Here is a 25,186-nt window from a genome sequence, read left to right as displayed (position 1 = left end):
TCTGATGAGGTAACCCCGACAATGTTGAGTTTTATTGCCCGGCGCCTTGGCCTGCTGATACCGACTTTTTTCGGCATCACGTTGCTGACTTTCGCGCTCATACGCCTGATCCCCGGCGACCCGGTGGAAGTGATGATGGGCGAGCGCAGGGTCGACCCCGAAATGCATGCCCAGGCCATGGAGCGCCTGGGCTTGAACAAACCCCTGCCGGTCCAGTACCTGGACTATGTCGGCAAGCTGGCCCAGGGCGACCTGGGTGAATCGCTGCGCACCCGCGAAAGCGTGTGGCGCGAGTTCCTGACCCTGTTCCCGGCCACCCTGGAACTGGCCTTTGCCGCGCTGTTGTTCGCTGGCGTGGTCGGCTTGCTGGCCGGGGTGATCGCAGCGCTCAAACGCGGCTCGCTGTTCGACCACGGGGTAATGGGCATATCCCTGGCGGGCTATTCGATGCCGATCTTCTGGTGGGGCCTGATCCTGATCATGTTCTTCTCCGTGAGCCTGGGCTGGACCCCGGTGTCCGGGCGCATCGACCTGCTCTACGACATCGAGCCGAAAACCGGCTTCATGCTGATCGATACCCTGCTCAGCGATGAGGAAGGCTCATTCAAGGACGCGGTGATGCACCTGATTCTGCCTGCCATCGTGCTCGGCACCATCCCGCTGGCGGTAATCGCGCGCATGACCCGCTCATCGATGCTTGAAGTGCTGCGCGAAGACTACATCCGCACAGCCCGTGCCAAAGGCCTGTCGCCGGCCCGGGTAGTGTTCGTGCATGGCTTGCGCAACGCATTGATCCCGGTGCTCACCGTGTTCGGCCTGCAGGTCGGCACGCTGTTGGCCGGTGCGGTGCTGACCGAAACCATCTTCTCCTGGCCGGGCATCGGCAAATGGCTGATCGAAGCCATCGGCGCCCGTGACTACCCCGTGGTCCAGAACGGCATCCTGCTGATCGCCTGCCTGGTAATCCTGGTCAATTTCGTCGTGGACATTCTCTACGGCCTGGCCAACCCACGCATCCGTCATCAGCGCTGAGGCCCTTGCCATGACTAGCCCGATTCCGAAATCCGTGTCGCCGGCCAGCCCGGTGGACCAAAGCCTGCTCTACCCTTCGCCGTACAAAGAATTCTGGCAAGCCTTCGCGCGCAACAAAGGCGCGGTGATGGGCCTGGCGTTCATGTGCCTGGTGGTGTTCTGCGCGCTGTTCGCGCCATGGGTCGCCCCCCATGACCCCAGCGAGCAGTACCGCGACTTCCTGTTGACCCCACCGGTGTGGCTGGAAGGCGGCACCTGGCAGTTCATCCTTGGCACCGACGAACTCGGCCGCGACCTGCTTTCACGCCTGATCCAGGGCGCGCGGCTGTCGCTGCTGATCGGCCTGTCCTCGGTGGTGATGTCGCTGATCCCGGGCATCCTGCTGGGCCTGCTGGCCGGGTTCTTCCCGCAACTGCTGGGCCCGTCGATCATGCGCCTGATGGACGTGATGCTGGCACTGCCGTCGCTGCTGCTGGCGGTGGCGATCGTCGCCATTCTCGGCCCAGGCCTGATCAACACGGTGATTGCGATCGCCATCGTGTCGCTGCCCTCTTACGTGCGCCTGACCCGCGCCGCCGTGATGGGCGAGCTGAACCGCGACTACGTCACGGCCGCACGCCTGGCCGGCGCCGGCTTGCCACGCCTGATGTTCGTCACGGTGCTGCCCAACTGCATGGCACCGTTGATCGTGCAGGCCACCTTGAGTTTTTCCTCGGCGATCCTCGACGCCGCTGCCTTGGGCTTCCTTGGCCTGGGCGTGCAGCCGCCCACCCCCGAGTGGGGCACCATGCTGGCTTCGGCGCGTGACTACATCGAGCGTGCCTGGTGGGTGGTGAGCCTGCCCGGCCTGACCATTCTGCTCAGTGTGTTGGCAATCAACCTGATGGGCGACGGCCTGCGCGATGCGCTGGACCCGAAACTCAAGAACGCCGCCTGAGGAGAACGCCATGTCACTGTTACAGATCAACAACCTGAACGTGCGCTTCGGCGACGCCACTGCCGTGCCGGTGGTCGATGGCCTGGACCTGGCGGTGGACGCCGGCGAGATCCTGGCGATCGTCGGCGAGTCCGGCTCGGGTAAATCGGTCACCATGATGGCCCTGATGGGCCTGATCGATGCGCCTGGGCGCATTACCGCCGACGCCCTCACGTTCGACGGCACCGACATGCTCAAGCTCAGCGGCCGGCAACGGCGCAAGGTGGTGGGCAAGGACATCGCCATGGTCTTCCAGGACCCGATGACCGCACTGAACCCCAGCTACACGGTAGGCTTCCAGATCGAGGAGGTGCTGCGGCAACACTTGGGCCTGAAGGGCAAGGCCGCGCGCCAACGTGCCCTTGAGCTATTGAAAAAGGTCGAGATCCCGGCGGCGGAAAGCCGCCTGGATGCCTACCCGCACCAGTTGTCCGGCGGCATGAGCCAGCGTGTGGCGATTGCCATGGCGATTGCCGGCGAACCCAAGCTGCTGATCGCCGACGAGCCCACCACCGCGCTGGACGTGACGATCCAGGCGCAGATCATGGAACTGCTGGTGAACCTGCAGAAAGAGCGCAACATGGCGCTGATCCTCATCACCCACGACCTTGCCGTGGTCGCCGAAACGGCCAGGCGGGTGTGCGTGATGTATGCCGGCCAGGCGGTGGAAGTTGGCCAGGTTCCGGAGCTGTTCGACCTGCCGGCCCACCCTTACAGCGAAGCCCTGCTGGCGGCCATCCCCGAACACAGCCTTGGCGCCGAACGCCTGGCCACCCTGCCGGGCATCGTGCCTGGCCGCTACGACCGCCCCGTGGGCTGCCTGCTATCGCCGCGCTGCCCTTATGTACAGGACGACTGCCGGCGCCAGCGCCCGCCCCTCGACCCTCAGGCGCACAGCCTGGTGCGTTGCTTCTACCCGCTGAACCAGGAGGTGGCGTAATGGCCGTGGTTCTGACTGCCCGGGAATTGACCCGGCATTACGAAGTATCCCGCGGGCTGTTCAAAGGCCACGCACTGGTCCGCGCGCTCAACGGCGTGTCGTTCGAGCTGGAGGCCGGCAAGACCCTGGCGGTGGTGGGTGAGTCTGGCTGCGGCAAGTCGACCCTGGCCCGCGCCCTGACATTGATCGAAGAGCCGTCTTCCGGCTCCCTGCAAATTGCCGGCACCGAAGTCACTGGCGCCAGCAAGGCCCAGCGCAAGCAACTGCGCCGCGACGTGCAGATGGTATTCCAGAGTCCCTACGCTTCGCTCAACCCTCGGCAGAAGATTGGCGACCAGTTGGCCGAACCCTTGCTGATCAACACCTCGCTGAGCAAGGCCGAACGGCGAGACAAGGTGCAGAAGATGATGGAGCAGGTCGGCCTGCGCCCCGAGCATTATCAGCGCTACCCGCACATGTTCTCTGGCGGCCAGCGCCAGCGCATCGCCCTGGCCCGGGCGATGATGCTGCAGCCCAAGGTACTGGTGGCAGACGAACCGACCTCGGCGCTGGACGTGTCGATCCAGGCACAGGTACTGAACCTGTTCATGGACTTGCAGAAGGAGTTCAACACCGCCTACGTGTTCATCTCGCACAACCTGGCGGTGGTGCGGCACGTGGCCGACCAGGTGCTGGTGATGTACCTGGGAAGGCCCGCAGAAATGGGGCCCAAGGAGGACATCTACGAGAAGCCGCTGCACCCGTACACCCAGGCACTGCTGTCAGCGACACCGGCGATTCATCCCGACCCGTTGAAGCCGAAAATCAGAATTGCCGGGGAGTTGCCCAACCCGCTGAACCCACCGAACGGCTGCGCGTTCCACAAGCGCTGCCCACATGCCACTGAACGCTGCGCCAAGGACGTGCCGGCGTTCAGGCAAGTCGGTACCCGGCAAGTGGCCTGTCATTACGCGGAGCAGTTTCTTTAATCAGTTGCCAGAGCGATCTGCGCTGGCTTGAGGTTCACGCGACCTCTGCAGAACCGGCCTTGCGCCGCGATGGGCCGCACCGCGGCCCCCAGCCGCTCAATGCATGAAAATCCAGATCAGGATAATCACCGGTATCGGCACGCCGATCATCCACAGCAATATCGAGCGCATGTTCAACCTCCGTCAACGGTGGCAATAGCAAAGGGCGGCCTGGGCCGCCCTTTGCTGTCAGTGCATGAACAGTGCAATCAGGATGATCACGGGAATCGGTACTCCAAGCATCCACAGCAATATCGAGCGCATGGTAATTCTCCTTGCTTAACGTTGAACGGTGCGGGTAGTGACGTAGTCGCCTTCCAGCCACTGCACGCGGTCGCGCAGGCGACCGCCATACAGGGCCGCGACGCTGGCGATGAAGGCGCCGCACAGCAGCGCGACGAAGGTCCAGAGGGCAGTCCAGGCAGCTACCTTGGCGGCAGTATCGGCCGCTTGCTTGGCATCGGTTTTCAGCTGTTGCACCTGAGCCATTACCTGGTCCACACGGGCTTCGGCTTCGGCCTGGGTCAGGCGGGTACGCTGCGCCACCAACTGGGCCAGGTAGGTACGGTCCTCAGGAGGCAGTGCGCCGTCCCCGGCAATGCCCTTGGCCAGAATGCGCGCGGCAACCCCATTGGCAGCGTCTTCGCTGACTGGCGCCGGGCCGTCACCGCGGAACAGGCTGTCGACGAAGTACCCCATCGAGTCATTGTTGCTGCCGGTAGCCGCCGATGCACCTGCGGCAGCAGACACCGTGGCCGCTTGCGACGCAGCGCTGGCCCCGGCCCCTACCAGGTTGCCCGCCGCGCCCAGCACCAGCATGGCGGCGACCAGGGTGGCAACTGCCCACGACAGGAAGCCATGCGCGGTATCGCGGAAGTACACCTCGTCACCGTGCAGGTTCGCCCACTTCACCCGCAGCCGGCCGGCAATGTAGCCGCCCATGCCCGATGCGATGATCTGAGTGAGCAGCAGCCAGACAATGGTAGAAACGCCCAGGGCTTTGGCACTCGCCCCTTCGTCAGCCCAAGGCGAGGTGGCGGCGAAGCCCAACCCCGCGCCCAGCACCACAAGGATGAGGGAAACGGATGCGGCAGCAGCCGCGCCAGCGAAGATCGCCGCCCAGGAAACACCTGAACGGCTTTGCGTATCGACAGCGGGGTAGTCGGCAGAGGTGATCATGATGTGTGCGCCTTATGTTGTTAGCGAGAATTCCATTCGCGCAGTAACCTTTGCAGTAGCTGTGCCAGATGTGACAAAAAATGACACCCATATAAATCAGTGTCTTAGCTCGCTGGCCGCCTGCTGAACCGTGCAAAATGCGCGAAAGCGCCCTATCCATCAGGTGTTCTGCATTCTTGTGATGGCCTGGCCGGCAAGGCATGATCCAGCCATGACGCTCCCCGATGACCCCGCCCAGACCCCACTCACCGCCGAGACCGTGCTGCGCTACCACCTGTGCTGGAAGCACCGTGACCTCGACGGCGTGATGGCGCTTTATCACCCCGATGTCCAGTATCACGACTTCTTCCAGAACCGCGTGCTGGGCTATCGCGAACTGCGCGACTACGTGCGCGCCTGCCTACCCCACGAAGCCGGCGAAGACATCGTCCACAGTGACCGTATCCGCGTCGATGGCTGCACCGCGTTCATCCAGTACCAGGTTACGGTGCAGGGCGGCGATGGCCTGGTGGCGTTTCAGTCCAGCGAGGCAATTACCGTGAGGGACGGCCTGATCTGGCGGGTCAACGAATATGCGACCCTGGTGCGCCAGCACGGCAACACCGCGGGCACCGGCGGCGCGCGGCCAGCCACCAGCCGCCTGGGCCTGTCACCGCGGCAGCTGTCGACCATGGCCCAGGACCTGGAACACTATTTTCAGCGCCAACGCCCCTACCTGGACCCTGAACTGGATCTGCAGCAAGTTGCCGATGCCAGTGGCTACAGCCGCAACCAGATTTCCTACCTGCTGAACCAGGTGCTTGGGCAAAGCTTCTACCGCTACGTCAACCAGGCGCGTCTGCAGCACCTGATGGCCAGCCTTGATGACAACAGCGCCGGAACACCCATCGATGACCTGGCGTTCAACGCTGGCTTCAATTCGCTGTCGGCGTTCTACAAGTGCTTCCGTGAACACACCGGGCTCACACCCAAGGCCTACCTGAAGCAAATTTCCCTGCGTGCACGCACGTAAGACAGCCGCCCACTCGCCCGACTAGGATCGGCCACAGACCTTGACGGACGTGGAGCCGAACCCGATGCAACCCCTGCGCACGCTCAGCCTGTGGATGGACCAGCTCGACGAGCCGCTGTGCGCCCGCCCGGTCCTGCGCGACGACCTGGACGCGGATGTGTGCATCATCGGCGCGGGCTACACCGGGCTATGGACCGCCTACTACCTCAAGCGCCAGGCACCCCAGCTGAACATTGCACTGATTGATGCCAACATCGCCGGTTTCGGCGCCTCTGGGCGCAACGGTGGCTGGCTGATGGGCAACCTGCTCGGCGAAGACCGCCTGCTCGCCAGCCTGTCACCGCAGCAGCGCCGCGCCAGCATCGACCTGCTGCACGGGATTCCGGACGAGGTGCACAGCGTGCTGCAGCGCGAAGGCATCGACTGCCACTACCGCAAAGGCGGCGTGCTGTACTGCGCCGCGCGCTACCCGGAACAGGAACGCAGCCTGCGCGCCTACCTCGACGACCTGTACCGCCAGGGCATGACCGAAGAGGACTACCGTTGGTTGCGCCCCGAACAGCTTGACGCGCAGCTACGGGTCAGCAACGCCTATGGCGCGATCTACAGCCCGCACACGGCGACCATTCAGCCGGCCATGCTCGCCCGTGGCCTGGCCCGGGCGCTGGAAGCGCTGGGTGTACCGATCTACGAAAACACCCCAGCCATCGACTGGCAACCGGGTGAGGTGCGTACACCGCTGGCGCGCATTCGCTGCCAATGGGTAGTGCCCGCCGTGGAGGGCTACGCCGCCAGCCTGCCACCGCTGGGCAAACACCAACTGCCGGTGCAGAGCCTGCTGGTGGCCACCGAGCCACTTCCCGAGGCGACCTGGGAACAGATCGGCCTGAGCCAGGGCCAGGCCTTCAGCGAAAGCAGCCGCCAGGTCACCTATGGCCAGCGCACGGCCGACAACCGGCTGGTATTCGGCGCCCGGGGCGGGTACCGCTTCGGCGGCCGCCTGCGTGAAAACTTCAACCTCGACGAACATGAAATCGAGCTGCGCCGCTACCTGTTCAGCGAACTCTTCCCACAGCTAAAGCATGCGCGTATCACCCATTCGTGGGGTGGCAACCTTGGCATGGCGCGGCGCTTCCGCCCACACATGCTCTGCGACCGCCAGCGCGGCATCGCCCTGGCCGGCGGTTACGGCGGCGAAGGCGTTGGCGCCACCAACCTGGGCGGGCGGACCCTGGCGGCACTGATCCTCAACCAGCACAACGCGCTGACGGCGCAACCGTGGGTGCTCGACAACCGCCCGGTTTCAAGCCTGGCCAGCTGGCCGCCCGAGCCCTGCCGCTGGCTGGGCTACAACGCAATCATCCAGAGCTTCGTCAACGAGGACCGGACCCTCGCCAACCCCGCCAGCGCGCCTTGGAGGCGGCGCCTGGCCAGCTCGCTCGCGGACTTCATGGAAGGCTTCATGCACTGATTCCCTTTCCCCAACACAGGATCCACCGGTCATGCGCATCACCCAGTTCAAGAATACCGACAGCGTTGCACTGGCTAGCGCCAGCCCGGTAGCGGTGCCGCTCGGCGAACCCGTGGCGGTGGCTTCGGTCACCAGCGTGGAACGCGACGACGGCGTCGAAACCGGTATCTGGGAGTGCACCCCCGGGCGTTGGCGGCGGCAGATCGTGCAACAGGAGTTCTGCCATTTCATCAAGGGCCGCTGCACCTTCACCCCCGACGGTGGCGAGCCCCTGCTTATAGAAGCCGGAGACGCATTGATGCTACCGGCCAATAGCACCGGCACCTGGGACATCCAGGAGACCGTGCGCAAGACCTACGTACTGATTTTCTGATCCGCTGATCGCCTGCCTTCGATAACAACAGACAAAGCAAGGTAACCCCGACATGCGCACACGCCTTCTTGCACCCTTGATGCTGGCCGCCAGTGTGGCCAGTGCCGCCGAAACGGTGAAAATCTACAACTGGTCCAGCTACGTGGCACCCGACACGCTGAAAAATTTCCAGCAAGCCACTGGCATCGTGCCCACCTACGACGTGTATGACAGCAACGAAACCCTCGACGGCAAGCTGATGACCGGCAACTCCGGCTACGACGTGGTGTTCCCTTCCAACCACTTCATGGCCCGGCAGATCCAGGGCAAGGCTTTGAAACGCCTGGACAAGTCGCAGCTGCCCAACTGGCAGAACCTCAACCCGGTGCTGCTCAAGGCGCTGGAGGTGAATGACCCGGGCAACCAGTACGGTTTCCCCTACCTGTGGGGCAGCACCGGAATCGGCTACAACATCGACAAGGTCAAGGCGGTACTGGGCGACAACGCGCCGCTGGACTCGTGGGACCTGATCTTCAAGCCCGAGTACATGAGCAAGCTGAAAAGCTGCGGTGTAGCGGTGCTGGACAACGGCCCCGAGCTGCTGCCGATTGCCCTGCACTACCTGGGCCTGCCGCACCACAGCCAGAACCCGGCAGACTACGACAAGGCCAAGGCGCTGTTGATGCAGGTACGGCCCTACATCAGCTACTTCCACTCCTCGAAATACACTGGCGACCTGGCCAACGGCGATGTCTGCGTGGTGGTGGGCTTCTCGGGGGATGTGCTGCAGGCGAAGAACCGCGCCGAAGAGGCGCACAACGGCGTCAAGGTGGGCTATTCGATACCCAAGGAAGGCGCGCCCTTGTGGTTCGACATGGTGGCCATGCCGGCCGATGCGCCAGATGAAAAGGCTGGCTATGCCTACATGAACTACCTGCTGCAGCCGGAGGTGATGGCCAACATCAGCAACCATGTGCAGTATGCCAACGGCAACCTCAAGGCGGACGGGCTGGTGGACCCTGCGCTGAAGGACAACGCGATGATTTACCCGAGCGAGGCCGTGATGGGCAAGCTGTATGCGCTGGAGGCGATGCCGGCCAAGATCGACCGTATCAGGACGCGGATCTGGACCAGTATCAAGGCCGGGAATTGAAATGGGGCCGCTTTGCGGCCCTTCGCGGGCACGCCCGCTCCCACAGTGATTGCCCGCGAAGGGCTGCAAGGCAGCCCCAAATCCAGTAGTCAGTGGTGCTCGCGGGTAGCGCGGAACTTGATGTCCGGCCAGCGTTCTTCCATCAGCGCCAGATTGACCCGGGTCGGCGCCAGGTAAGTGAGGTGGCCGCCACCATCGATGGCCAGGTTTTCCATGGCCTTGGTCTGGAATTCCTCGAGCTTTTTCTTGTCGTCGCAGCTGATCCAGCGGGCCGACCATACGGTGATCGGCTCGTAGGCGCACTCGACCTTGTACTCTTCCTTCAGGCGGCTGGCGACCACGTCGAACTGCAGCACACCGACAGCACCCAGGATGATGTCGTTGCTGCGCTCCGGGAAGAACACCTGCGTGGCACCCTCTTCCGCCAGCTGCTGCAAGCCTTGGCGCAGCTGCTTGGACTTCAGCGGGTCCTTCAGGCGCACACGGCGGAACAGCTCCGGGGCGAAGTGCGGGATACCGGTAAAGCCCAGGGCCTCGCCTTCGGTGAAGGTGTCACCGATCTGGATGGTGCCGTGGTTGTGCAGGCCGATGATGTCGCCGGCAAAGGCCTCTTCCAGTTGCTCACGCTCGGAGGAGAAGAAGGTCAGCGCATCGCCGATACGCAGGTCCTTGTTCAGGCGCACGTGGCGCATCTTCATGCCCTTTTCGTACTTGCCCGAGCAGATGCGCATGAACGCGATACGGTCGCGGTGTTTCGGGTCCATGTTCGCCTGGATCTTGAACACGAAACCGGTGAACTTCTCTTCGACCGGCTCTACGGTACGTTCGTGGGCCACACGCCCCAGCGGCCGCGGCGCCCAGTCGACTACCGCATCAAGCACGTGGTCGACACCGAAGTTACCGAGTGCCGTACCGAAGAACACCGGGGTCAGCTGGCCATTGATGAACTCTTCCTGGTTGAACTCGTGGCAAGCACCCTGCACCAGCTCCAGTTGCTCGACGAACGAATCGTATTGGTCACCCAGGTGCGCACGGGCCTCGTCGGAGTCCAGCTTCTGGATGATCTTGGCCTCGGTGCGCTCATGGCCGTGGCCAGGGGTGTACACCACGATGTAGTCACCGGTGAGGTGGTACACGCCCTTGAAGTCACGGTAGCAACCGATCGGCCAGGTGATCGGCGCGGCCTTGATCTTCAGAACCGCCTCGATCTCGTCGAGCAGTTCGATAGGGTCGCGAATGTCACGGTCGAGTTTGTTGATGAAGCTGACGATGGGCGTGTCGCGCAGGCGGCAGACGTCCATCAGGGCGATGGTCCGCGGCTCTACACCCTTACCGCCGTCCAGCACCATCAGCGCCGAGTCCACTGCGGTCAGGGTGCGGTAGGTGTCTTCAGAGAAGTCTTCGTGGCCGGGGGTGTCGAGCAGGTTGATCATGTGCTCGCGGTACGGGAACTGCATCACCGAGGTGGTGATGGAGATGCCGCGCTGCTTCTCCATTTCCATCCAGTCGGAGGTGGCATGGCGGTCGGACTTGCGCGACTTCACGGTACCGGCGACGGCAATGGCCTTGCCCATCAGCAGCAGCTTTTCGGTGATGGTGGTCTTACCGGCGTCGGGGTGGGAAATGATTGCGAAAGTGCGGCGCTTCGCGACTTCGGCGGCCTGGTTGGTCATGGGAAATCGCCTGACTGGGGGATTTGAAAGGGGCGATATCATACCTGAAGTTGGGCGGGGACCAAAATCTGCTGATGCAGGGGTTGCAGGTCCGGCCCAGCAGATTCACCACACAATCGCTTTATCACGACAAATGGCCACAGGGCAGTTATTTCAACGCCTGCAGCGCGCTAAGCCGCTGTTTTCTCTCGCCAGATTTGCATTCCCCCAGTGATTAACGCTGGCCAAATGCCGCCTCAAATGGGAACCTTTAGGGCCTTGGAGACGTCCACTCCCCTGCAACCCGCTTCGGTTGAGGGCTGGTTTCATCAGCATTTTCGGGCCCGACGGGGTTCGGCTCATGGCCAGATCGCAGCCTTCGGTTTGCATCTGACTGCTACTCGCGAACACACCACCCGCCGCCACCCCTGGCCGGCAACCAAGAAGTGTGCTCGCCGACAACACAAGGAGTCTGCCTGTGGCTAAACGCTACGGTAAAGGGCTGTTGGGATGGGCCGCCGTGCTCGTCATCCTGGCCCTGCTGGTCCACTGGATCGGCATCGACACGATCGCGCGGTATCGCGACGATCTTGGGTTCTACCTGCAAGCGCACCTGATACTGGTGCTGGCTTCGATGGCGGCGGCACTGGCCGTGGGCATCCCCGCCGGCATTGCGCTCAGTCGGCCGCACCGGGTCGACAAAGCCGAGCGCTTCATGCAGTTCTTCAACGTTGGCAATACCATCCCCCCCCTGGCCGTTCTGGCCATCGCCCTGAGTATCCTGGGCATCGGCGCCGGGCCGGCGATCTTCGCACTGTTCCTCGCCTCCCTCCTGCCCATCGTGCGCAACACCTACGAAGGCCTGAAAAACGTCCCCGCCTCGCTCAAGGAAGCCGCCACGGGCATTGGCATGACCCCACGCCAGCAACTGTGGCAGGTCGAGCTGCCCAACGCCGTGCCAATCATTGTCGGCGGTGTTCGCGTGGCCCTGGCCTTGAACGTGGGCACCGCACCGCTGGCATTCTTGATTGGCGCCAATAGCCTGGGCAGCCTGATCTTCCCCGGCATCGCCCTGAACAACCAGCCCCAGCTGCTGCTGGGGGCCGCCTGTACCGCACTGCTGGCCCTGCTACTGGACGCGGCGGTGAGTTTCTCCAGCAAGCGCTGGCTGGAACGTGGCCTGGCCCACTAAGGATAGGGAACGCATGAAGAAAACAATCGCCTTGCTGCTGGGCGCGGCCCTGCTGTTCGCAGGATTTGCCCAGGCAGCGGAAAAGCCCCAGATCCGCATCGGCGCGCGGGTGTTCACCGAACAGACCGTACTGGCCGAAATCACCGCGCAGTACCTGCGTGCCAACGGTTTCGACGTGCGCGTCACCACCGGCCTGGGTAGCAACATCGCGCGCCAGGCCCAGGAAACCGGCCAGCTCGACCTGATGTGGGAATACACCGGCGTATCGCTGGTGTCGTACAACCACATCGAAGAACGCATGCCCAGCGCCGAAGCCACCTACGCCAAGGTCAAGGCGCTGGACGCGAAAAAGGGCCTGGTCTGGCTGACCCCGTCGAAGTTCAGCAACACCTACGCCTTGGGCCTGCCCAAGCAAGTGGCCGAGGCCTATCCGCAGGTCAACAGCATCAGCGACCTCAACCAGGTACTGCGTGACGAAAGCGAGCGCAAGCACCTGGTGGCACTGGACACCGAGTTCGCCAACCGCCCCGATGGCCTGGTCGGCCTGAATGCGATGTACGACCTGCAACTGGGCCGCGCCAACATCCGCCAGATGGACGCGGGCCTGGTCTACACCGCCATGCGCAACAACCAGGTGTTCGCCGGCCTGGTGTACACCACCGATGGCCGCCTGAGCGCCTTCAACCTGAAGCTGCTGGAAGACGACAAGCACTACTTCCCTGACTACACGGCCGCGCCGGTGGTGCGCAAGGCCGTGCTCGACGCCAACCCGCAGCTGGCGGGGCTGCTCAAACCGTTGGCCGAGCAACTGGACGATGAAACCATGCGCCAGCTCAACGCCAAGGTCGATGTCGAGCACCAGAACCCGACCGCCGTGGCCGCCGCCTTCCTGCGCGATCACCCACTGACCAGCGAGGGCCAGCCATGAACCTGATCGATACCTTCAACCACCTCGACTGGGCCCAGGTACTGAACCTGACCGGCCAACACATCATGCTGGTCGGTGTGGCCGTGGGCCTGGCGATTCTGGTGGGCGTGCCGCTGGGCATCCTCATGACCCGCTTCCCGGCCCTGGCCGGCCCGCTGCAGGCCAGCGCCACGGTACTGCTGACCATCCCGTCGATTGCCCTGTTCGGCCTGTTGCTGCCGCTTTACTCCAAATTCGGACAAGGCCTCGGGCCGCTACCGGCGATTACCGCCGTGTTCCTGTATTCGCTGTTGCCGATCATGCGCAACACCTACCTGGCCCTGACCAATGTCGAACCCGGCATCCGCGAAGCCGCGCGCGGCATCGGCATGACCTTCGGCCAGCGCCTGCGCATGGTCGAGCTGCCCATCGCCGTGCCGGTGATCCTCGCCGGCGTGCGTACCGCCGTGGTGATGAACATCGGCGTCATGACCATTGCCGCCACCATCGGCGCCGGCGGCCTTGGCGTGCTGATCCTGACCTCCATCAGCCGCAGCGACATGTCGATGCTGCTGGTCGGCGCGGTACTGGTCAGCCTGCTGGCCATCATCGCCGACCTGCTGCTGCAAACCCTGCAACGTGCCCTGACTCCAGAAGGACTGCGCTCATGATCGAACTGAAGAACCTCAGCAAAACCTTCAACGTCAACGGCAAGGACGTCAAAGCCGTCGACGCGGTAAGCCTCACCGTCAACGAAGGGGAAATCTGCGTGTTCCTCGGCCCATCGGGCTGCGGCAAAAGCACCACGCTGAAAATGATCAACCGCCTGATCACGCCAACCTCGGGCCAGGTGTTCATCAATGGCGAGGACACCACCGGGCTGGACGAAGTGACCCTGCGCCGGCACATCGGCTATGTGATCCAGCAGATCGGCCTGTTCCCCAACATGACCATCGAAGAGAACATCACCGTGGTGCCGCGCCTGCTCGGCTGGGACAAGCAGAAATGCCACGAACGCGCCCGCGAACTGATGCACATGATCAAGCTCGAGCCCAAACAGTACCTGCAACGCTACCCGCGCGAGCTTTCCGGTGGCCAGCAGCAGCGTATCGGCGTGATCCGCGCGTTGGCGGCCGATGCGCCGGTGCTGTTGATGGACGAGCCGTTCGGCGCGGTCGACCCGATCAACCGTGAAATGATCCAGAACGAATTCTTCGAAATGCAACGGGCGCTGAACAAGACCGTGATCATGGTCAGCCACGACATCGACGAAGCGATCAAGCTCGGCGACAAGATTGCCATCTTCCGGGCCGGCAAGCTGCTGCAGCTGGACCACCCGGACACCCTGCTGGCGCACCCGGCAGACGAGTTCGTGAGCAACTTCGTAGGCCAGGACAGCACCCTCAAGCGCCTGCTGCTGGTGCGCGCAGAAGATGCGGCAGACAACGCCCCGGCGGTCAGCCCGGAAACGCCGGTAAGCGATGCGCTGGAACTGCTCGACGAGCACGACCGCCGCTACGTGGTGGTCACCGACGCGCAGAACAAGGCCCTGGGCTATGTACGCCGGCGAGACATGCACCGCCAGCAGGGCACCTGTGGTGACTTCCTGCGCCCGTTCAATGCCACCGCCTCGCACGACGAGCACCTGCGCATCCTGCTGTCGCGCATGTACGAGTTCAACCGGGCGTGGTTGCCGGTGCTGGATGCCGAGCAGGTGTTCCTCGGCGAGGTGACACAGGAGTCGATTGCGGCGTACCTGAGTTCCGGCCGCTCGCGCGGCGCCAAGACCAGCATCGTCTCCCCGGCCGAGGCGGTGGCATCGTGATGAGCGCTGCCTACTGATGCGCAGCTAGGTGCGGATACGGGGTTTCACGCACCTGAAACGTCGCATCCGTTGGTCGGTAACAAAAAATTTATGCGCGATTTTCGGTACGTGGGTACCAGAAAAGCGTGGCCATAAATATGAACACCTCCGGTGCAATGGGGCATCAGGCTGCTGCCACAGGGTAGGTCAAAACCCTGTAGCAGCGGCTTCAACCGCACATGAGCCGACGTGGTCCATTCCACAATTTTTTACGCTTGAAACACCACCGGGAACATCAGCCGGTCATATGAGTCGTTTATTCAAACGACAGGTGGCCGATCAACGCCGATCACGCCAGGATTGCCTGTTGATTCTGCATTCTTCACGCCCTAAAGTGCGCGCCGAACGTCCATGCTGGAAACGATCCATCCGGCTCAAGTACTGAGTAGGCGAACCAAAGTGGGGATACGGAGGACGTTCAGTTTGCAGCCACTTAATCTTTCAGTTTGCCCATGGAGTCCCTGAGCATGTCGATCCAGGTCGAAGACTATTTCGCGCGTGATACCTTCCAGAAAATGAAGGCGTTCGCCGACAAGCAGGAAACCCCGTTCGTACTCATCGATACCCAGATGATCAGCCAGGCCTACGACGACCTGCGCGCGGGTTTCGAATTCGCCAAGGTCTACTATGCGGTGAAGGCCAACCCGGCTGTCGAGATCATCGACCTGCTCAAGGAGAAAGGTTCGAGCTTCGACATCGCCTCGATCTACGAGCTGGACAAGGTGTTGGGCCGCGGCGTCAGCGCTGACCGCATCAGCTATGGCAACACCATCAAGAAGTCCAAGGACATCCGCTACTTCTACGAGAAGGGCGTGCGCCTGTATGCCACCGACTCCGAAGCCGACCTGCGCAACATCGCCAAGGCCGCCCCGGGCTCGAAAGTGTACGTGCGCATCCTCACCGAAGGCTCGACCACTGCCGACTGGCCGCTGTCGCGCAAATTCGGTTGCCAGACCGACATGGCCATGGACCTGCTGATCCTGGCCCGCGACCTGGGCCTGGTGCCCTACGGCATCTCCTTCCACGTCGGTTCGCAACAGCGCGACATCAGCGTGTGGGACGCCGCCATCGCCAAGGTCAAGGTGATCTTCGAGCGCCTGAAGGAAGAAGACGGCATCGAACTGAAGCTGATCAACATGGGCGGTGGCTTCCCGGCCAACTACATCACCCGTACCAACAGCCTGGAAACCTACGCCGAAGAAATCATTCGCTTCCTCAAGGAAGACTTCGGTGACGAGCTGCCGGAAATCATCCTCGAACCTGGCCGTTCGCTGATCGCCAACGCCGGCATCCTGGTCAGCGAAGTGGTGCTGGTTGCACGCAAGTCGCGTACCGCCGTCGAGCGCTGGATCTACACCGACGTGGGCAAGTTCTCCGGCCTGATCGAAACCATGGACGAAGCCATCAAGTTCCCGATCTGGACCGAGAAGAAAGGCGAAACCGAAGAAGTGGTCATCGCCGGCCCTACCTGCGACAGCGCCGACATCATGTACGAGAACTACAAGTACGGCCTGCCGCTGAACCTGGCCATTGGTGACCGCCTGTACTGGCTGTCGACCGGCGCCTACACCACCAGCTACAGCGCAGTGGAATTCAACGGCTTCCCGCCGCTGAAGGCCTACTACCTGTAATGCACAACGGGGCCGCGAGGCCCCGTTTTCATGTGTGCAGATGCCGAGATCAGCGCTGTCGAGGTGGGAGCCGGCTTGCAGGCGATTGGGCCAGCACAGGCAACTTCAAGCTTCGCGCCGTTCGATTTCCTCGGCATAGCGCGCGGCAAACGCCATGAGCACCGGCCCCGCGCCCTGCAGGGTCACCAGCGCCGCACGCAGGAAGTTCAGGTTACCCTCGACCCGCGCACGCTCCAGCCAAGGCGCAGCCTCGGCCACCTGGCCACGCTCGACCAGCACCAGCCCCAGGCTGAACATGCCGCGAAAATCCCCTGCCTCGGCCGACCGGCGATACCAGCGCACCGCACGCGCGGGGCTGGGCGCGGTGGCAATGCCCTGCTCCAGATAGCGCCCGTACAGGTTCATCGACTTGGCATGCCCCTGCTGTGCGGCCTTCTCATAGCACATCAGCGCCTGCGCCTGGTTGGCCGGCACACCACGCCCGGTCGCCAGCAGGTTACCCAGGTTGTACAGCCCCCAAGCAAGCCCGGCATCGGCGGCGCGGGCATAGTGCACGGCGGCTTGAGCCAGGTTTACCGCACCGCCCCAGCCATGCTCCAGGCAACGCCCGAGCATGTTATGCGCCATGGCGTTGCCACCTTGCGCGGCAATGGCAAACCAGCGCCGGGCAACCTCGGCGTCGGCTTCTATCCCGCGCCCATCGAGCAGGATCTGCCCCAGCAGCAACTGCGCCTCGACCACGCCCTGCCCCGCCGCTGCCAGGATGGCCTGGGCCGCCTTGCCCGGGCTTTGCTCAAGCATGGCCCGCAACCCGGCCACGTCCAGCACTTCCTCACGCCGCAACTGATAGCCCACGGTCAGACCTCGGCCCAGCGGCGCAGCAGGTTGTGGTAGGTGCCCGTCAATTGCAGCAGCGCAGGGTGTTCTGGCACATCGGCCGTCAGTTGCTGGATGGCATTGTCCATTTCGAACAGCAGCGCGCGCTGGCTGTCCTCACGCACCAGGCTCTGGGTCCAGAAAAAGGCGGCATAGCGCTGCCCGCGGGTGACCGGGTTGACCTTGTGCAGGCTGGTGCCGGGGTACAGCACCAGGTCACCGGCCGCCAGCTTGACCTGCTGCTCACCATAGGTGTCCTGAATGACCAGTTCCCCCCCGTCATAGCTGCCCGGGTCACTGAGAAACAGCGTGGACGACAGGTCGGTACGCACGCGCTCCGGGCTGCCCTTGGGCTGGCGCAGGGCATTGTCGATGTGAAAGCCGAAATTGCCGCCCTCGCGGTAGCAATTGATCAGTGGCGGGAACACCTTGTGCGGCAACGCCGCCGACAGGAAGCGCGGGGTCTTCCACAGGCGGTCGATCAGCGCGGTGCCGATTTCCTTGGCCAGCGGGTGCCCTTCTGGCAGTTGCAGGTTGTGCTTGGCCTTGGCCGACTGGTAGCCGGCAGTCACCTTGCCATCGGCCCAGTCAGCCTGCTCCAGGGCCTCGCGAATACGGGCCAGTTCGTCAGCGGCGAACAGGCCTGGGATGTGCAGCAGCATGGCAAGGTTACCGTCGGGAACTGTAAAGGCCCAATGATATTGATTCCCTTTTGCGCTACACAAGCCTTTTCGCCGCTTACGACGTTTCAGCCGACTGGAAACTTACGGGCAAATTGTAAAGATTGTAAATTCTTCACGAATGGTAACGAATCTCAATTGTTAGTCACAATCGCTTACATTAGTATCCGCCGCCTCACCACCTTGGGGAAGGTTTCCAGCAATGCGCCAGTCCGTACCATCTGCAGTAAGCTCACCGCGTCTGATCGTTAGCGCCATAGGCATCGCGCTTGGCGCATCCTCGGCCTACGCCGCCGACCCGGCTGCCAGCAGTGCCATCACCCTGGATGCCACCAGCGTGAACGGCAAGGCTGAGCAGGCCAGCAGCGACTACAAAGCCGAGCGCGCAGCTTCGCAGAAGTACACTGCGCCGTTGGTGGACACCCCGCGCTCGGTCACGGTGATCCCGCAACAGGTGATCAAGGATACCAACGCCCTGACCCTGCAAGACGCGTTGCGCACCGTGCCAGGCATTACCTTCGGCGCCGGCGAAGGTGGCAACCCGCAAGGCGACCGCCCGTTCATTCGCGGTTTCGACGCCCAGGGCGACACCTACCTGGACGGCGTGCGCGACACTGGCGCACAAACCCGCGAAATCTTCGCCATCGAGTCGGTTGAAGTGGCCAAGGGCCCGAACTCCGCCGTAGGTGGCCGCGGGGCAGCGGGCGGTACCATCAACCTGGTGAGCAAGCGCGCGCACCTGGGCAACTCGCTGGACGGTGCCTGGACCTGGGGCAGCGACCAGACCCAACGCTATACCTTCGACGGTAACTACCAATTCAGCGATACCGTGGCCGGCCGCCTGAACCTGATGACCCATGAAAGCAACGTCGCAGGCCGCGACAAGGTGAACTACGACCGCTGGGGCATCGCCCCGTCGCTGGCCTTCGGCCTGGGCACGCCGACCCGCGTCAACCTCGACTACTACCACCTGGAAAGCGACGACCTGCCGGATTCGGGCATCCCGTACAGCATCCCGTTGGCTGGCAGCGCTGCCCGTACTTCGGCCCACCCGAGCAAGCCGGATGATGGCGGCGACAGCGACAACTTCTATGGCCTGAGCGGTCGCGACTTCCGCAAGAGCCGGGTGGATATCGCCACCTTCGCCATCGAACACGACCTTACCGACGCGCTGACCGTGAAGAACACCCTGCGCCACGGCAACAGCATGCAGGACTACATCCTCACCCAACCGGACGACAGCAAGGGCAACGTCAACAACGGCAGCGTCTGGCGCCGGGCCAACACCCGCGTTGGCAACACCGCCACCACCACCAACCAGACCGACCTGTTTGGCGAGTTCTACCTGGGCGGCATGAAAAACAGCTTCTCCACCGGCATCGAGCTGAGCCGCGAAGAAAGCGACCGCTCCAGCTACACCGTCAACACCAACACCGGGCTGAACGCATCCGTGTGCAACCCCGGCCTGATCGGCGCCAACAGCGGCTACAACTGCACCTCGCTGAGCAACCCGAACCCGGATGACCCGTGGAACGGCAGCATCGCCCGCAACTACGCCGGCACCGACACCAAGAGCGACACCCGCGCCCTGTATGTATTCAACACCCTGGAGTTGTCGCCTGCATGGCTGGTGAACATGGGCCTGCGTTACGACCACTTCGATACCCAGTACCGCACCTATGACGCGGCTGGCGCCACCGTGGTCAATGCCAAGGGCGTAGCCGCCAAAGGCAAGGATACCAGCGAGTTCGTCACCGGCCAGCTGGGCCTGGTATGGAAACCGGCCGACAACGGCAGCGTCTACGTGTCCTACGCCACCTCTGCTACCCCACCGGGTGCAATGCTGGGCGAAGGCATGGAGGCCAACCCACTGGGCAACACCACCGACCGTGCCGGCAACCTGTTGAGCAGCGACATGGAGCCGGAAGAAACCACCAACTACGAAATCGGCACCAAGTGGGACCTGCTCGACCAGCGCCTGTCGCTGACCGCCGCGCTGTTCCGCACCGAGAAGGAAAACGCGCGCGTTCAGGTCGATACCACAAGCTACGAGAACGTCGGCGAAACCCGCGTGCAGGGTATCGAACTGTCGGCCAGCGGCAAGATCACCGCCAAGTGGCAAGTGTTCGCTGGCTACACCTACATGCAGGCCCGCCAGATCGACGGCGGCCCGCTGGGCAAGGCCAACGACGGCAACCAGTTGCCGAACACCCCGAACAACAGCGCCAGCGTGTGGACCACCTACGCGATTACACCAAAGCTGACCGTGGGCGGCGGTGCGTTCTACGTGGATGACGTGTACGGCAGCGTAGCCAACACCACCATGGTCGACAGCTACGTACGCTACGACGCCATGGCTGCCTACAAGCTGACCAAGAACATCGACCTGCAATTGAACGTGCAGAACCTGACCAACGAGGTTTACTACGACAAGACCTTCTCCACCCACTTCGCCAACCAGGCGGCTGGGCGCACGGCATTGCTGACCACCAGCGTGCACTTCTGACAGGGGTTGGGTTGACCGGGCGGCGCTGGTAAAACGCAACACGCTAAAAAACACCCACCCCGGCCCCGTTCATCTCCGTGAGCGGGGCTTTTGCGTATCAAGGCATAATGCACGCCGCGCAGCATGCGGCAGAAACACAAGGTGATGATGTGGTGAAGAAGACGCTGTTCCAATTGCACTGGTTCTTTGGCATCACCGCTGGCCTGGTGCTGGCCTTGATGGGCATTACCGGAGCGCTGTACTCGTTCCAGGAAGAACTGCTGCGCGCCTTCAATGCCGACGTGCTGAAGGTCGAGGTGCGCGCCGAAGGCGTACTGCCGCCAGCCGAGCTGGTGCAACGGGTCGAAGCCCAGCAACACGAGAAGGTATCGATGCTGTGGGTGGATGTGCGCGAAGGCAATGCCGCGCGTATCTTCTTCATGCCCGCACCGGGCGAACGCCGTGGCCTGCTGCGCTACGCCGACCCGTACACCGGCGAGCTCAAGGGCGAAGTGGCCGGGCAAGGCTTCTTCAACCTCATGCTCACCCTGCACCGCTTCCTGGCGATGGGTGATACCGGCCGGCAGATCACGGGCGCTTGCACCCTGCTGCTGGTGTTTTTCTGCCTGTCCGGCCTGTACCTGCGCTGGCCGCGCAAGGCGCTTAACTGGCGCACATGGCTGACCTTGGACTGGGCCAAGAAGGGCCGCGCCTTCAACTGGGACCTGCACGCCGTGGCCGGCACCTGGTGCCTGCTGTTCTACCTGCTGTTTGCCCTGACCGGGCTGTTCTGGTCCTACGAGTGGTACCGCGAAGGCCTGAACAGGTTGCTGGCCGATGCGCCGGCCGCTGGCCAGCAGCAAAAACGCGGTGAGGGCCGAGGCCGACACGGGCCGCAAAAGGTCGACCCCAATGCGCCGCCGCGGGTGGTCGACTACGATGCCATCTGGTCCAGCCTCAAACAGGCTGCCGGGCCCGGCCTGGCGGCATACAACCTGCGCCTGCCAGCGGCAGGCGGCCAGCCGGCCAACCTGTTCTACCTGCTGGACAGCGCCGACCACCCACGGGCCTTCAACACCCTGGTGCTGGACCCGGCCACCGGCCAGGTCAGGCGCCAGGAGCGCTATACCGACAAATCCTTCAAGGCCCAACTCCTGCAAAGCGTCTACGCCCTGCATGTGGGTGAATACTTTGGCCTGCCGGGCCGCATCATCGTCACTATCGCCAGCCTGACCATGCCGCTGTTCTTCGTCACCGGCTGGCTGCTGTACCTCGACCGCCGCCGCAAGAAGCGCCAGGTGCGCGCCGCTCGCGGCAGCGTTGCCAGCAACAGTGGCAACGGCGACAGCTGGCTGATCGGTTTCGCCAGCCAGAGCGGCCTGGCCGAGCAACTGGCCTGGCAGAGCGCCGGCCAGTTGCAGGCAGCCGGCCTGCCGGTGCAGGTCCGCGCCCTGGCCGAGCTGGGTGAGGCAGACTTGCGCCAGGCCCGCCGCGCACTGTTTGTGGTCAGCACCTTCGGCGACGGTGAAGCCCCCGACAGCGCGCGCGCCTTCGAGCGCAAAGTGCTCGGGCAACCCTGGGCGCTGAACAACCTCAGCTACGCCCTGCTCGCCCTTGGCGATCGCCAGTACCCGCACTTCTGCGGTTTCGCCCGCCGCCTGCAAGCGTGGCTCGCCGAGCGCGGGGCCAACAGCGCGTTCAGCCCGGTGGAAGTGGACAATGCCGACCAGGCTGCCCTGCAGCAGTGGCAGCAAGCGCTGGCGCAGCTGACCGGGGCCCAGCCGGTGGCCGCCTGGCAACCCCCAAGTTTCGCCAACTGGACGCTGGTGCAGCGCAAGCTGCTCAACCCCGGCAGCCAGGGCCGGCCGGTCTACCTGCTCGGCTTGCAAGCGCAAACCCCGGTCAGTTGGGAGGCTGGCGACCTGGTGGAGGTGCTGCCACTCAATGGTCCACCGCGGGTCGCCGCGTTCCTCAAGGGCATGGCGGTCGATGCAACCACAGCGGTGCAGGTCAATGGCCTGAGTGAAACCCTGGCCCAGGCGCTGGCCGGTCGCCAGTTGCCCACGCGCCGTGATCACCTGATCGGCCTGCAGCCGCAGGCGCTGGTCGATGCCCTGGTGCCGATTGGCAGCCGTGAATACTCCATCGCCTCGATTGCCAGCGATGGCGTGCTCGAGTTGATCGTACGCCAGGAGCGCCACGCCGATGGGCAGCTGGGCCTGGGTTCCGGCTGGTTGACCGAGTACCTGCCGCTCAATGGCACGCTGAGCCTGCGCCTGCGCCGCAACAGCAGCTTCCACCTGCCGGGCCACGCCGCACCCATGATCCTGATCGGCAACGGCACTGGCCTGGCCGGCCTGCGCAGCCTGATACGGGCGCGGGTGAATGCGGGGGAGCAGCGCAACTGGCTGCTGTTCGGTGAGCGTAACCGCGCCCATGACCTGTTGTGTGGTGAAGAGCTGCAAGGCTGGCTGGCCAACGGCGACCTGGCACGGCTGGACCTGGCGTTCTCTCGCGATCAAGCCGAAAAGGTGTATGTGCAGGATGTGTTGCTGCAGCAGGCCGAGGCGTTCAAGCGTTGGCTGGCAGAGGGTGCGTGTGTGTATGTCTGCGGCAGCCTGCAAGGCATGGCTGCGGGGGTGGATGCCACGCTCAATGGCATTCTTGGGGAGGCCGCTGTGCAGCAGCTGATCGAGGATGGGCGGTATCGGCGGGATGTGTACTGATCAGCCTTTGATGTAGCCGGCACTGGCCTCTTCGCGGGTGAACCCGCTCCGACATCGGTCGTTGTAGGAGCGGGTTTACCCGCGAAGAGGCCGGCCCTGCTGTCAGTGCAGCTCGAAGGTATCGGCATCCAGGTTGGCCGGGAACTTGGTGCGGTACGCCGCCAGCTCCGCCGCACTCAGCACCACAGTAAACACCCCGTCCGCCTCGCCGGCACTCAGCAGGCTCTCACCCTGGAAGTCCAGCACCTGGCTGTCACCGGAATAGGCAAAGCCCTTGCCGTCCGTCCCCACCCGGTTCACCGCGGCCACATAGCACAGGTTCTCGATGCCCCGCGCCGGCAACAGGCGGTTCCAGTGCTGGCGGCGAGCCGCCGGCCAGTTGGCGGTGTACAGCAGCAGGTCGGTGTCCTGGGCGTCGCGGCTCCATACCGGGAAGCGCAGGTCGTAGCAGATCAGCGGGCGAATCCGCCAGCCCTTGAGCTCGAACTGCACCTGGCGCTCGCCCGGGGTGTAATGCTTGTGCTCGCCCGCCATGCGGAACAGATGGCGCTTGTCGTAGTGCAGAATCTCGCCATCCGGGCGCGCCCACAGCAGCCGGTTGCGGTGGCTGCCATCGGCCGCCTGCACGATCACGCTTCCGGTAATCACCGCGTTGTACTTTTTCGCCTGCGCCTTGAGCCATTTGTAGGTGGGGCCATTCTCAGGCTCGCACAGGCTTTCCGATTGCATGGAAAACCCCGTGGTGAACATCTCTGGCAGGATCACCAGGTCCACTTCACCGGCCTGCTCAAGCAGTACCTCGAAGTGCGCGTAATTGGCCTCGCGGTCATGCCAGGCAAGGGTAGTCTGCACCAGGGCGATTTTCAGGTTCGGCAATGTGCTCAGATCGCGCATAGTTTTTCCGCTGCCTGGCGCAGCGTCTCCTCTCGTTTGGCAAAGCACAGGCGCACCAGCCGTTGCTCGGGGATGGGTTGCTGGTAGAACACCGACACCGGAATGGTCGCCACGCCGTGCTCACGGGTCAGCCACAGCGCCATGTCGACATCATTCAGGTCCGGGCGTATGTGCGAATAGTCCACCAGCTGGAAATAAGTGCCCGCCGTGCGGGTAAAGCGCAATCGCGAACCCTCCAGCAAGCCGCAGAACAGGTCGCGCTTGGCCTGGTAAAAGGCCGGTAACTCATCGATGTGCTCCGGGTGCTCGGCCATGAAGTCGGCCAACGCACACTGCAGCGGGGTGACGCCGCAAAAGTTGACGTACTGGTGCACCTTTCGCAGTTCGGCGCTCAGCGCCGGCGGGGCGATCACGTAACCGGTCTTCCAGCCGGTGACGTGGTAGGTCTTGCCGAACGAACTGACCACGAAGGCGCGCGGGTACAGCTGCGCATGGGCCAGCACGCTGGCGTGGCGTACCCCATCGTAGACCAGGTGCTCGTAGACCTCGTCGCTGACCAGGTAGATATCCCGGTCGGCGATCAGCTGCGCCAGCTGGTCGAGGTCTTCGCGGGTGATCAAGGCGCCGCTGGGGTTATGCGGTGAATTGAGGATGACCATGCGCGTGCGCGGGCTCAGGGCATCGCTGAACTTCTGCCAGTCGATACGGAAGTCGCCATCGCTCAATTGCACATGCACGCAACGGCCACCGGCCAGTTCCACCGAAGGCTCGTAGCTGTCGTAGCACGGATCGAAGACGATCACCTCGTCACCGGCATGCACCACCGCCTGGATGGCGCAGAAGATCGCCTCGGTGGCGCCGGGGGTGATGGTCACTTCCTGGTCGGCATCCACCTTCGCCCCGTACAAGCGCTCCACCTTGGCCGCCACTTGCTGGCGCAGAGCCGGCAGGCCGGTCATCGGCGAGTACTGGTTATGCCCGGCGGCCACATGCCGGCCTACTGCATCGAGCAGTGCCTGTGGGCCATTGAAATCGGGAAACCCCTGCGACAGGTTCAACGCGCCAGTTTGCACGGCGAGCTGGGACATGGTGGTGAAGATGGTCGTGCCGACATTCGGCAGCTTGCTGCGGATCATGGAGCCCTCTTTCCTGGGGAC

General features: G+C 63.5%; 21 protein-coding genes. 15 read left to right on the top strand and 6 right to left on the bottom strand.

The features are described from left to right. Positions 1-21: 21 nt before the first annotated feature. The 4 genes from K4A76_RS04475 to K4A76_RS04460 are packed head-to-tail and all read left to right on the top strand — an operon-like array spanning position 22 to position 3,916. Positions 22-1,032 carry an ABC transporter permease subunit gene (locus tag K4A76_RS04475; RefSeq protein WP_009685151.1) on the top strand — a complete coding sequence of 337 codons (1,011 nt, stop codon included), beginning with the start codon at positions 22-24 and terminating at the stop codon, positions 1,030-1,032. A gap of 10 nt (positions 1,033-1,042) precedes the next feature. Beyond that, positions 1,043-1,969 carry an ABC transporter permease subunit gene (locus K4A76_RS04470; protein ID WP_009685150.1) on the top strand — a complete coding sequence of 309 codons (927 nt, stop codon included), beginning with the start codon at positions 1,043-1,045 and terminating at the stop codon, positions 1,967-1,969. A 10-nt stretch (positions 1,970-1,979) separates the two neighbouring features. Next, positions 1,980-2,948 carry an ABC transporter ATP-binding protein gene (locus tag K4A76_RS04465; protein WP_182388821.1) on the top strand — a complete coding sequence of 323 codons (969 nt, stop codon included), beginning with the start codon at positions 1,980-1,982 and terminating at the stop codon, positions 2,946-2,948. Further along, on the top strand, positions 2,948-3,916 hold the full coding sequence (locus tag K4A76_RS04460; protein ID WP_054881444.1) for a peptide ABC transporter ATP-binding protein: 969 nt from the start codon (positions 2,948-2,950) through the stop codon (positions 3,914-3,916). Before K4A76_RS04465 ends, K4A76_RS04460 begins: the two co-directional genes overlap by 1 nt. A 318-nt stretch (positions 3,917-4,234) precedes the next feature. On the opposite strand, the gene K4A76_RS04455 is transcribed toward K4A76_RS04460, so the two are convergent. Further along, the gene (locus tag K4A76_RS04455; protein WP_047150133.1) at positions 4,235-5,134 is read right to left on the bottom strand and encodes a hypothetical protein; all 900 of its coding nucleotides are present in this window, start codon (positions 5,132-5,134) and stop codon (positions 4,235-4,237) included. A gap of 211 nt (positions 5,135-5,345) precedes the next feature. On the opposite strand from K4A76_RS04455, the gene K4A76_RS04450 reads away from it, so the two are divergent. From K4A76_RS04450 to K4A76_RS04435, 4 genes are all read left to right on the top strand, one after another. After that, positions 5,346-6,146: an AraC family transcriptional regulator gene (locus K4A76_RS04450; RefSeq protein WP_009685145.1), complete on the top strand. Its 801-nt coding sequence runs from the start codon at positions 5,346-5,348 to the stop codon at positions 6,144-6,146. A 64-nt stretch (positions 6,147-6,210) separates the two neighbouring features. Further along, complete coding sequence (locus K4A76_RS04445) at positions 6,211-7,617, top strand: NAD(P)/FAD-dependent oxidoreductase (protein ID WP_274411634.1); 1,407 nt, start codon at positions 6,211-6,213, stop codon at positions 7,615-7,617. A 31-nt stretch (positions 7,618-7,648) separates the two neighbouring features. Next, positions 7,649-7,990: a cupin domain-containing protein gene (locus K4A76_RS04440; RefSeq protein WP_009685143.1), complete on the top strand. Its 342-nt coding sequence runs from the start codon at positions 7,649-7,651 to the stop codon at positions 7,988-7,990. Positions 7,991-8,042: 52 nt separating this feature from the next. Further along, entirely contained in the window at positions 8,043-9,122 is a 1,080-nt protein-coding gene (locus K4A76_RS04435; protein ID WP_110679970.1) for a polyamine ABC transporter substrate-binding protein, read from the top strand. A gap of 89 nt (positions 9,123-9,211) precedes the next feature. Here the strand turns inward: K4A76_RS04435 and K4A76_RS04430 are convergent, their stop codons facing one another. Next, on the bottom strand, positions 9,212-10,795 hold the full coding sequence (locus tag K4A76_RS04430; protein WP_003248481.1) for a peptide chain release factor 3: 1,584 nt from the start codon (positions 10,793-10,795) through the stop codon (positions 9,212-9,214). A gap of 457 nt (positions 10,796-11,252) precedes the next feature. On the opposite strand from K4A76_RS04430, the gene K4A76_RS04425 reads away from it, so the two are divergent. From K4A76_RS04425 to K4A76_RS04405, 5 genes are all read left to right on the top strand, one after another. After that, the gene (locus K4A76_RS04425; protein WP_274411633.1) at positions 11,253-11,966 is read left to right on the top strand and encodes an ABC transporter permease; all 714 of its coding nucleotides are present in this window, start codon (positions 11,253-11,255) and stop codon (positions 11,964-11,966) included. A 13-nt stretch (positions 11,967-11,979) separates the two neighbouring features. Then, complete coding sequence (locus tag K4A76_RS04420; protein ID WP_274411632.1) at positions 11,980-12,894, top strand: glycine betaine ABC transporter substrate-binding protein; 915 nt, start codon at positions 11,980-11,982, stop codon at positions 12,892-12,894. Next, complete coding sequence (locus K4A76_RS04415) at positions 12,891-13,544, top strand: ABC transporter permease (RefSeq protein WP_029885069.1); 654 nt, start codon at positions 12,891-12,893, stop codon at positions 13,542-13,544. Before K4A76_RS04420 ends, K4A76_RS04415 begins: the two co-directional genes overlap by 4 nt. Further along, on the top strand, positions 13,541-14,698 hold the full coding sequence (locus K4A76_RS04410; protein WP_054911402.1) for an osmoprotectant ABC transporter ATP-binding protein OsmV: 1,158 nt from the start codon (positions 13,541-13,543) through the stop codon (positions 14,696-14,698). The genes K4A76_RS04415 and K4A76_RS04410 overlap by 4 nt, the downstream gene beginning before the upstream one ends. A 506-nt stretch (positions 14,699-15,204) precedes the next feature. Further along, entirely contained in the window at positions 15,205-16,368 is a 1,164-nt protein-coding gene (locus K4A76_RS04405; protein ID WP_029885071.1) for a type III PLP-dependent enzyme, read from the top strand. A 105-nt stretch (positions 16,369-16,473) separates the two neighbouring features. On the opposite strand, the gene K4A76_RS04400 is transcribed toward K4A76_RS04405, so the two are convergent. Together K4A76_RS04400 and K4A76_RS04395 are read right to left on the bottom strand one after the other, a co-directional pair. Further along, positions 16,474-17,223, bottom strand: a complete 750-nt coding sequence (locus K4A76_RS04400; RefSeq protein ID WP_029885072.1) for a tetratricopeptide repeat protein — start codon at positions 17,221-17,223, stop codon at positions 16,474-16,476. 2 nt (positions 17,224-17,225) lie between these two features. Next, positions 17,226-17,906: a Fe2+-dependent dioxygenase gene (locus K4A76_RS04395; protein WP_029885073.1), complete on the bottom strand. Its 681-nt coding sequence runs from the start codon at positions 17,904-17,906 to the stop codon at positions 17,226-17,228. Between the two features lie 220 nt (positions 17,907-18,126). Between K4A76_RS04395 and K4A76_RS04390 the strand changes: the two genes are divergently transcribed. Further along, positions 18,127-20,430, top strand: a complete 2,304-nt coding sequence (locus K4A76_RS04390; RefSeq protein WP_274411631.1) for a TonB-dependent receptor — start codon at positions 18,127-18,129, stop codon at positions 20,428-20,430. A 149-nt stretch (positions 20,431-20,579) separates the two neighbouring features. Next, positions 20,580-23,135: a PepSY domain-containing protein gene (locus K4A76_RS04385; RefSeq protein WP_274412267.1), complete on the top strand. Its 2,556-nt coding sequence runs from the start codon at positions 20,580-20,582 to the stop codon at positions 23,133-23,135. 102 nt (positions 23,136-23,237) lie between these two features. On the opposite strand, the gene K4A76_RS04380 is transcribed toward K4A76_RS04385, so the two are convergent. Together K4A76_RS04380 and K4A76_RS04375 are read right to left on the bottom strand one after the other, a co-directional pair. Then, a complete protein-coding gene (locus K4A76_RS04380; protein ID WP_029885485.1) occupies positions 23,238-24,029 on the bottom strand; it encodes an amidohydrolase in 792 nt (263 codons plus the stop codon). Further along, positions 24,017-25,165 (bottom strand): pyridoxal phosphate-dependent aminotransferase, encoded by a 1,149-nt coding sequence (locus K4A76_RS04375; RefSeq protein ID WP_009682027.1) that lies wholly within the window; start codon positions 25,163-25,165, stop codon positions 24,017-24,019. Before K4A76_RS04375 ends, K4A76_RS04380 begins: the two co-directional genes overlap by 13 nt. Positions 25,166-25,186: the final 21 nt, after the last annotated feature.

The organism is Pseudomonas sp. NEEL19 (assembly GCF_028751975.1).
GTDB lineage: Bacteria > Pseudomonadota > Gammaproteobacteria > Pseudomonadales > Pseudomonadaceae > Aquipseudomonas > Aquipseudomonas juntendi.
The sequence above is the reverse complement of the archived record's forward strand: the minus strand, read 5'-3'. Positions and strand labels throughout refer to the sequence as shown.